Here is a 1,273-nt window from a genome sequence, read left to right as displayed (position 1 = left end):
CCTCGACGGTGACTCTGACCGCGACCCCAAGCGTGACCGAAGGCGGCACCGTGGTTTACACCGCCACCGTCAACGCACCGGTTACTGGTGCTCCGCTGGTGATTACTTTGGCTAACGGCCAGACCATCACCATCCCGGTCAACGCCAGCTCTGGCTCGGTTGACTACGTTGCGCCAAACAACGTCTACAACACGAACACGCCGCTGACCAACAGCATCACTAACGTCACTGGCGGCAACTACGAGAAGCTGGAAACCGCGGGTAACCCGACCACTTCGGTTACCGATGATCCAGCCAAGCTGGACAGCACTGGCTTGAGCCTCAGCGCCACCGGCACCGTTCAGGAAGGCGGCAGCATCGTTTACACCGCTACCCTGACCAATCCGGCTGGCAGCGAGATGAAGATCACCCTGAGCAATGGTGAAGTCATCACCATTGGCAAAGGTTTGACCGAAGGCTCTATCACGGTTCCAGCACCAGCCAACACCGTCTATGTCGATGCCGGCAATGTGAGTGTGAATGTCACCGGCACCACCGGTGGTGACTTCGAGAAACTGGACGTCAGCCCAGCGCCGGCTGTGACCGCAATCACCGATACCATCGATACTTCGACGGTGACCTTGACCGCGACCCCAAGCGTGACCGAAGGTGGCACTGTGGTGTACACCGCCACCGTCAACGCCCCGGTTACTGGTGCTCCGCTGGTGATTACTTTGGCTAACGGCCAGACCATCACCATCCCGGTCAACGCCAGCTCTGGCTCGGTTGACTACGTTGCGCCAAACAACGTCTACAACACGAACACGCCGCTGACCAACAGCATCACTAACGTCACTGGCGGCAACTACGAGAAGCTGGAAACGGCTGGTAACCCAACCACTTCGGTTACGGATGATCCGGCGAAGCTCGATAGCACTGGCCTCACCCTGTCCGCTACCGGCACCGTCCAGGAAGGCGGCAGCATCGTCTACACCGCTACCCTGACCAATCCGGCTGGCAGCGAGATGAAGATCACCCTGAGCAATGGTGAAGTCATCACTATTGGCAAAGGTTTGACCGAAGGCTCGATCACCGTCCCAGCACCAGCCAACACCGTCTATGTCGATGCGGGCAATGTAAGTGTGAATGTCACCAGCACCACTGGTGGTGACTTCGAGAAGCTGGACGTCAGCCCGGCACCGGCTGTGACTGCAATCACCGACACCATCGATACTTCCACAGTGACTCTGACGGCCACTCCGTCCGCTGTTGAAGGTGGCGTGGTCACCTACAC

Annotated in this window: 1 protein-coding gene; it reads left to right on the top strand. The window is 58.7% G+C overall.

All coding sequences use genetic code 11. The annotated features are described in order from the left end of the window. Positions 1–1,273 (top strand): immunoglobulin-like domain-containing protein (locus J5M56_RS23565; protein ID WP_207937892.1); only part of this gene is annotated, 1,273 nt, incomplete at both ends.

The sequence above is a fragment of the Pseudomonas sp. 51_B genome (assembly GCF_017491595.1).
Taxonomy (GTDB): domain Bacteria; phylum Pseudomonadota; class Gammaproteobacteria; order Pseudomonadales; family Pseudomonadaceae; genus Aquipseudomonas; species Aquipseudomonas promysalinigenes.
The sequence above is the reverse complement of the archived record's forward strand: the minus strand, read 5'-3'. Positions and strand labels throughout refer to the sequence as shown.